Here is a 7,748-nt window from a genome sequence, read left to right as displayed (position 1 = left end):
CCGAGCTCGGCGGGCCTGCCGTCGGGCAGCACCCGGCCGGCGAAGTCGGACAGGGACAGCGAGGAGCGGGCGGCGAGCGGGTCGGACGCGGCCAGCGCGACCAGCCGGGGCTCGGTCAGCAGCGGCTCGACGTCCAGGCCGCGGTCGTCGGTCAGCTCGGGCAGGACCGCGACGTCCGCGCGGCCGTCGCGCAGCGCCGCCTCCTGGTCGCCCCGGCCGCCGAGCACCAGCTCCACCGGGATCGCCTCGGGCTCCTGCCGGTAGGCGGCGAGGAACTGCGGCAGCAGCCCGGCGTCGAAGTCGGCCTTGAGCGCGAGCCGCAGCTCCGGCGCGGGCCGTCCGGCGTGCACGGCCCGGCGGGCGGCGGCGGTGATCGCCTCCAGCGCGGTGCGCGCGTCCCGCAGCAGCACCTCGCCGGCGGGGGTCAGCGCGACCTGGCGGGTGGTGCGCTCGAACAACCGCACGCCGAGCCCGCGTTCGAGCTCGCGGATCGCCCGGGACAGCGGCGGCTGCGCCATGCCCAGCCGCTCGGCGGCCCGCCCGAAGTTCAGCTCCTCGGCGACGGCCACGAAGTACCTGAGCTGCCGCGACTCCAGGTCATTCATATCCCCAGGGTATCAATGCGGACCGGATCGATCCTTCAGGTCCGCGGCGGCGGTGGCTTGACTGGTCGATGCCGGCGCCGTTCCGGCGCCCGCGCTCCCCTTTTCCGCGTCTGGAGACTTCAATGATCGTCATCACCACGCCCACCGGCAGGATCGGCCGCCGGGTCGTCGACGGCGCGCTCGCCGCCGGAGCACCGGTCCGCGTGATCGTGCGGGATGCGTCCCGGCTGCCCGACCACGTGCGCGAGCGCGCCGAGGTGGTCGAAGGGTCGCACGGCGACCCCGACGTCGTGGCCAAGGCGTTCGCGGGCGCCGACGCCGTCTTCTGGCTCGCGCCGCCGGACCACCGGGCCGAGAGCCTCGACGACGTCTACTCCCGCTTCGCGGGCCCGGCCTGCGAGGCGTTCCGGAGCCAGGGCGTCCAGCGGGTCGTCTGCGTCTCCGCCCTGGGCCGCGGGGTGCTCCCCGAGGCCGGCCACGTCACGGCGACGCTGAAGATGGACGACCTCATCGCGGGCACCGGCGTGCACTTCCGGGCGCTGACGCTGCCGACCTTCATGGACAACATGCTCGGCCAAGTGGAGAGCATCAAGAACGACGGCGTGTTCTACTCGGCGATCTCCGGGGACCGCAAGCTGCCGACGTGCGCCTGCCGCGACATCGCCGACGCCGCCCTGAAGCTGCTGCTCGACCCGTCGTGGACGGGGCGCGGCGACGTCCCGGTGCTCGGCCCGGAGGACCTGTCGAACGACGACCTGGCGCGGATCATGTCCGAGGTGCTCGGGCGGCCCGTCCGCCATCAGCGGATCTCCGTCGAGGCCTTCAAGGAGAGCATGCTCGCGCGCGGGGTGTCCGAGGCGAACGCCCAGGGACTGGTCGAGATGGCCGTGGCCAAGGAGAACGGCCTGGACAGTGCCGAGCCGCGCACTCCCGAGTCCACCTCGCCCACCACCTTCCGCGAGTGGTGCGAGCAGGAGCTGAAGCCGGCCGTCCTCGGCTGAGCCGCGGACGCGTCGCGGGCCGGGAGCCGGGTTCGCGGTGCCCGGCCCGCCCGCGACGGGACGCGGGGCGGCCGGTCAGGAGACCCGCGCCATCCGGCGGCGGGCCGCCCGGCCCATCCGCTCGGTCGGGCCGGCGTGCGCGCCCTCGCCCTTGCGGGCCGGAGCGCCCGGCGGCGGGACGCGGACCTCGATGCGCCCGTCCTGGACGCGCGCCTCGAAGCGGGGTTCCGGCGTGCTGGCCGGTCCGCGCACGACGCCGCCGTCGGAGAGCCGGAAGGTGCTGCCGTGCCAGGGGCACGTGACGCAGCCTTCCGCGACCGTGCCCTCGTCCAGCGGCCCGCCGAGGTGGGTGCACGTGGCCGCCAGCGCGTAGATCTGCCGGTCCGCCCGGTAGAGCATGATCGGGACGCCGCCGACGTCCACCGTCCGGTGCTCGCTGTCGGGCAGCTCGTCCTCGCCGAGGACCGGCGTCCAGTCCTGCGGCCCCTGCTGCCAGGCGGTGCGGTTGACGTTGACGCCCATCACGAAGGACAGGTGGCCGCCGAGGTAGGCGCTGAACCCCAGCACCCCGAAGCCCGCGAGCGCGAGGGCCCTGCCGGCGCGGCGGTCCCCGCGGGCCCGCATGGCGATGGACGCCCCGTACAGGCCCAGTGCCATGGTGTTGGCCGCGGCGTGGACCATGCCCACCCGCCGTTCGGCTCCGAGGGTGTCGGACCAGTCGTTCAGCCCGGACATCGCGGTCGGCACGGCGGCGGCCACCCCCGTGATCGCCAGCAGGTCGGCGGCGGGTTCGGCGTCGGGTCCCCCGACGGCGTCCAGCAGCGTGCACATGCTCCAGGCGCCGATCGCCACGTCGGTGAGCGGCGGGTGCAGCGGATGGCCCAGATGGGTCCCGCTGAGCAGGTTGCGGACGATCCGCGGCCGTACCACGCGCTGGACCGCGGAGCTCAGCGGCCCGGCGACCTTGTCCAGCACCTCCGCCTGCTCCAGCCGGCGCACCATTCTGTGCGGCATGCTCATCACTGCCTCCCCAAGGCCCGAGAGAACGGTCACGTCCCGCGATCGCACGACGTCGCTCGTCCGCTCCTTATCCGCCCTGCGGGATGCAAAACGCGGGACGGCCGCGGCCCGGAGGGCGGCGCCCGCCGTCAGGGGCCGCTGCGGCGGACCACGCGGACGAAGCGGACGTCCAGGTCGTCGCCCGCGCCGGTGGCGAGGCGGAAGTCGGTGCCGCCGCGCAGGCGTCCGGCGAACACCGGACGGGGCAGCCGCACCGTCGCGGTCTTCCACGCGCCGTCGCCCGAGCGCCGGACGCGCGGCGACCGCCCGCCCTCGTACTCGATCCACCACGCGCCGCGGCCCGCGTCGCGGTAGGTCACCTTGACGTCCACCGCCCGCCGGTCGCGCCGGGCGCGGAACCGGTCGTCGACGTCGAAGTACATCGAGGTCTGGCCGTGCGCGCGGTCGGTGCGGAGCCCCTCGTAGGCGGTGCCGTTCTCCTCGGAGAGGACGTTGCGGTGGACGTCGGCCGTGGAACGGCGCGGGGTGCCGTCCGGCCGGACGTCGCGCTGGACGAGCCAGCGTTCGAGGTTGCGCACCCACGGCCGGGTGCGCCACGCGCGGTTCCCGGTGAACGGTCCGGTCCCGTCCTTCCAATAGGTGTCCTCCGCGTCGCGGAGCGCGGCCCAGGCGTCCGGGGAGTCGGAGGCGGTCTTGCCGATGCTCAGCCGCACCCACTGCCATTGGGCCGGGTACTGCTTCATATAGGACGGGCCGGGCACCACGTACACCCAGTTCATCCGCAGTTGCAGCGCCTTCAGGTTCGCCTGGCGGACGGCGTAGTAGGGGTCGGCGGTGGTGTAGCCGCAGTCGTTGAAGCACTCGTTCTCGGTGGCGACGACGTGCCGTCCGTCGTGGACGGGCAGGCTCTCGTCCACCGTCATGTGCCCGTCGGGCTCTATGCGGCTGCCATAGGAGGGGGCCTCGCTGAGGTGGTAGTTGAACTCCTCGGTGATGCCCGTGCGGACGCCGAGGCCGGCGTCGACCGCCTGCCTGGCGAACAGGTCCGTCCTGCTCCCCCACGGACTCCAGGGGTAGTCCTCGCCGGTGAAGACGAGCTTGGTGCGGTACGGCCCGAACAGCGCGGCGAGGTCGCGCCAGGCATGCGAGTACCAGGACCGGTACTCCTCGAAGGTCAGTCCCTGCTTGGCGGCCGCGCTGACGATGTCGTAGTCGAACTCCGCCCAGGTGAAGGCGCCGGGGACGTAGACGAACCGCAGCCGCGGATCGGCGCGCAGGCCCGACTCGACGAACAGCTTCTTGTAGAGGCCGAGGAGCCGCCCCCATACGCACTCGTTCCAGACGGGCAGGTGGTACCGCCCCTCGTAGTCCGGACCGATCGGTTCCACGCCGCACTCGTCGGCCACCCATCCCGGCGCCCATGACGAGCCGCTGGCGAAGACGCGCATCCAGAACGGCCGCTTCTGCGCGAGCTGCTCGCGCAGCAGCCGGAAGGTCAGGTCCTCGGCGGTGCCGGTGGTGTCGTCGCGCAGCCGTCCCGGCCCGCCGGGCTGGAGCTGGCGCCAGGTGAGGTCGAGGCCGCGCAGGTCGACGTGGTGCTCCGGGGCGGCCTGCTCGGAGAAGAACCCGCTGTTCGGCGAGGGGCGGACCCATCCGGGCAGCGTCCAGTCGTCGCCCGGCCGGACGCGGACGCTGCCGGTCACCGCGTCCGCCGGCACCGCGCCGGACAGCGCGAACAGGACCAGCAGGCACGAGAGGACCGCCGTCGCCCCCCTCATGCCGGCCTCGGCCCGGCCGCCGCCGTCGCCCCGCCCGGCGGCAGGGACGGTCCGCTCACTTCCGCCATCATCGCCTCCCCCACCCGATCATTGTCGATCGAACGGCCCCGACAAGCGCGATCACGCATCTTCGCTGCAACATTGTGATCGATTGACGGGGTTAGCGACCAGCAACCCACGTAGAGGTCCCGCGATCCCTTGCCCGTTGAGCGATTGTGTTCTAAAGTGCCGCGCATCCTGCACAATCGAGCACGAGCATCTGGAGGCGATCATGAGGCAGCCGAGCGGTCGCCGGATCACCGCGCTGGTCACCGGGGTCGCCTTGGTGGCCGGCCTCTCCTCGGCCTGCGGCTCGGGCGGCGGCGGCGACGCGAAGAAGATCACCTTCTGGCACGGGTACACCGACGTCCAGTCCGAGACGATCACCAAGCTCGTCGGCGAGTGGAACGGCGCCCATCCCGACCAGAAGGTCGAGCCGGTCTTCAGCAACAACGACAACACGCTGCAGAAGACCCTCGCGTCCTTCGTGTCCGGCAAGGCGCCCTCGGTCGCCTACCAGTACGGCTCGTCGATCACCGCGCTGACCGGCCGCCACCAGACCCAGGATCTCACCTCGCTGGTCAAGGGCGACCCGGCCGTCGACTGGAACGACTTCTTCCCCGCGGCCCGCCAGGGCGCCACCGTGGACGACAAGATCTACGGGATCCCCGCGCTGGTCGACAACCTCGGCCTCGTCTACAACAAGAAGATGTTCGACGCCGCGGGCCTGAAGTACCCGACGCCGGACTGGACCTGGGACGACTTCAGGAACGCGGCGAAGAAGCTGTCGGGGAACAACAAGTACGGCTGGGCTTACGTCAACGACGGGACCGAGGACACCGTCTGGCGCTTCCTCGCCCTCCTCTGGCAGGCCGGCGGCGACCTGCTCGACTCCGCGAACAAGAAGGCGGCCTTCGACTCCCCCGCCGGGCAGCAGGCCATGCAGCTGCTGCACGACATGTCCGTCACCGACAAGTCGGTCTACCTCGACACCGGCGACCAGCAGTACCTCAACCTGTTCAACTCCGGCCGGATCGGCATGCTGTGGACCGGCCCGTGGGACCTCGGCCAGATCAACAAGGACGTCTCGTACGGCGTGCAGTACCTGCCCGGCAAGGCCACCCACGCCACGATCTCCGGCCCCGACTACTACATGCTCTTCGACAAGAAGGCGCAGAAGACCGCTTGGGCGTTCCTGAAGTGGCTGACGTCGCCGCAGATCCACCTGCGATACGCCACGCAGACCGGTGACCTGCCGCTGCGCGCGTCCGAGGAGAAGCTGCCCGAGTACAAGGACTACCTGGCCAAGTACCCCGGCAACAAGGTGTTCATCGACAACCTCAGCCAGAACGTCACCAAGGCGCGTCCGAACATCAAGCAGTACCCGCAGATCTCGCAGGCCCTCGGCACCGCCGTGCAGGCGGTCCTGCTCGGCAAGAAGCAGCCGCAGGCCGCGCTCGCCGACGCCGCCAAGCAGGTCGACGACATCCTGGCGGGCTCCTGATGGCGTCCACCGCGCTGACCGCGCCCGCCGCCAAGGACCGGCGGCCGCGCCGGTCGCGGCGGCGGCTCGGCGAGCACCTGGCGGGCTGGGGGTTCGTCTCCCCGGCCATCCTGCTGATCGGGATCTTCGGCATGCTGCCGGTGCTGTGGTCGTTCTGGCTGTCCTTCCAGGACACCGACCTCACCTCCCCCGGCACGTTCGCGGGCGGCGCCAAGTACGCCGAGCTGGTCAAGGACCCGCTGATGTGGGACGCCGCCCGGCGGTCGGCGATCTACACGGTGCTGTTCGTGCCGCTGACGATGGTGCTGGCGCTGCCGATCGCGGTGCTGCTCAACCAGCGGATCCGCGGCATCACGCTGTACCGGATGGCGGTGTTCGTCCCGCTGGTGACCTCCACGGTCGCGACCGGGATCATCTTCAACTGGCTGCTGAACCCGCAGTTCGGCCCGGTCAACGCCGCACTGTCCAAGGCGGGCCTGCCCAAGCAGGGCTTCTTCCAGGATCCGAACCAGGCGCTGTTCGCGCTGGTGGCGATGACGGTGTGGGGGTGGCTCGGCTTCGCCGTCATCATCTACCTGTCCGCGCTGCAGAGCGTCCCGAAGGACCTGATGGAGGCCGCCGCGCTGGACGGCTGCGGCCGGCTGAAGGCGTTCCGGCACGTGGAGCTGCCGCTGCTGGCGCCCGCGTCCGGCTTCCTCGTCGTCTGGCTGACGATCAACTCGCTGCAGCTGTTCGACGAGGTGTACGTGACGACCAAGGGCGGGCCGCTGCGCGCCACCACCGTCATCGTCTACCACCTGTACAACAAGGCGTTCGTGGACTTCGACGGCGGCTACGCGGCCGCGGTCGGCTGCGCGCTGTTCCTGGTCATCCTGCTGGTGACCGTGGTGCAGCTCGCCATCACCCGCCGCACCTCCTTCTACGAGGGCCGATGAGCATGACGACGATGAACGCCCCGGCCGCGCGCCGGTTCCGGCGGCCGAGCCCGCTGCACCTGATCCTGCTGCCGATCGCGCTGGTGATGGTGACGCCGCTGCTCTGGATGGTGCTGCTGTCGGTCTCCACCGAGGCCGAGACGCGGCGGTTCCCGCCCGGCCTGCCGTCGGGCATCGAGTGGCACAACTACACCGACGCGCTGCGGGACGCGCCGCTCGGGCACTGGCTCGGCAACAGCGCGATCGTGTCGGTCAGCTGCGTGGCCGGGAACCTCGTGTTCTGCTCGCTGGCGGGCTACGCGTTCGCGCGGATCCGGTTCCTCGGCAGCAAGGCGCTGTTCGTCGCGGTGCTGGCCACGCTGATGGTGCCGTTTCAGATCGTCATGCTGCCGACGCTGATCATGGTGCGGACGCTCGGGCTCACCGACACGCTCGGCGCGCTGATCGTGCCGAACCTGGCGACCGCGTTCGGGATCTTCCTGCTGCGGCAGTTCTTCATGACGGTGCCGCGGGAGCTGGAGGAGGCCGCGCGGATCGACGGCGCGAGCCGGCTGCGGATCCTGTTCCAGGTGATGCTGCCGCTGATGCGCCCGACGCTGGCGACGCTCGCGGTGCTGACGTTCCTGCAGACGTGGAACGACTTCCTCTGGCCGCTGATCGCGGTGCAGAGCCCGGAGCACATGACCGTCCAGCTCGGCCTGCAGACGTTCCAGGGCGCGCACACGACGAACTGGCCGCGGCTCATGGCCGGCACGGTGATCAGCCAGCTGCCGGTGTTCGTGCTGTTCTTCGTCGCGCAGCGGTTCTTCGTGCGGTCGGTGGCGACCGCCGGCCTGAAGTAGCCCCGGCCCGGGCGCCGAGGCGCC

At 71.5% G+C, this 7,748-nt stretch carries 7 protein-coding genes; 4 read left to right on the top strand and 3 right to left on the bottom strand.

Annotation, left to right across the window (positions count from 1 at the left end; all coding sequences use genetic code 11):
* Positions 1-605, bottom strand: a 605-nt coding sequence (locus ABZ914_RS42035; RefSeq protein ID WP_500200285.1) for a LysR family transcriptional regulator, incomplete at its 3' end; no start/stop codon positions are given.
* Positions 606-727: 122 nt separating this feature from the next.
* Between ABZ914_RS42035 and ABZ914_RS42030 the strand changes: the two genes are divergently transcribed.
* Positions 728-1,606 carry an NAD(P)H-binding protein gene (locus ABZ914_RS42030; protein WP_500200284.1) on the top strand — a complete coding sequence of 293 codons (879 nt, stop codon included), beginning with the start codon at positions 728-730 and terminating at the stop codon, positions 1,604-1,606.
* Positions 1,607-1,681: 75 nt separating this feature from the next.
* Here the strand turns inward: ABZ914_RS42030 and ABZ914_RS42025 are convergent, their stop codons facing one another.
* Both ABZ914_RS42025 and ABZ914_RS42020 read right to left on the bottom strand, forming a co-directional pair.
* Positions 1,682-2,626 carry a Rieske (2Fe-2S) protein gene (locus tag ABZ914_RS42025; RefSeq protein ID WP_500200282.1) on the bottom strand — a complete coding sequence of 315 codons (945 nt, stop codon included), beginning with the start codon at positions 2,624-2,626 and terminating at the stop codon, positions 1,682-1,684.
* Positions 2,627-2,754: 128 nt separating this feature from the next.
* A complete protein-coding gene (locus ABZ914_RS42020; RefSeq protein ID WP_500200280.1) occupies positions 2,755-4,404 on the bottom strand; it encodes a hypothetical protein in 1,650 nt (549 codons plus the stop codon).
* Positions 4,405-4,675: 271 nt separating this feature from the next.
* On the opposite strand from ABZ914_RS42020, the gene ABZ914_RS42015 reads away from it, so the two are divergent.
* The 3 genes from ABZ914_RS42015 to ABZ914_RS42005 are packed head-to-tail and all read left to right on the top strand — an operon-like array spanning position 4,676 to position 7,724.
* On the top strand, positions 4,676-5,947 hold the full coding sequence (locus tag ABZ914_RS42015) for an ABC transporter substrate-binding protein (protein ID WP_500200279.1): 1,272 nt from the start codon (positions 4,676-4,678) through the stop codon (positions 5,945-5,947).
* Entirely contained in the window at positions 5,947-6,882 is a 936-nt protein-coding gene (locus ABZ914_RS42010; protein WP_500200278.1) for a carbohydrate ABC transporter permease, read from the top strand. Before ABZ914_RS42015 ends, ABZ914_RS42010 begins: the two co-directional genes overlap by 1 nt.
* Positions 6,879-7,724: a carbohydrate ABC transporter permease gene (locus tag ABZ914_RS42005; RefSeq protein WP_206700361.1), complete on the top strand. Its 846-nt coding sequence runs from the start codon at positions 6,879-6,881 to the stop codon at positions 7,722-7,724. The genes ABZ914_RS42010 and ABZ914_RS42005 overlap by 4 nt, the downstream gene beginning before the upstream one ends.
* Positions 7,725-7,748: the final 24 nt, after the last annotated feature.

This window comes from Spirillospora sp. NPDC046719, from assembly GCF_040645715.1.
Classification (GTDB): Bacteria; Actinomycetota; Actinomycetes; order Streptosporangiales; family Streptosporangiaceae; genus Spirillospora.
The sequence above is the reverse complement of the archived record's forward strand: the minus strand, read 5'-3'. Positions and strand labels throughout refer to the sequence as shown.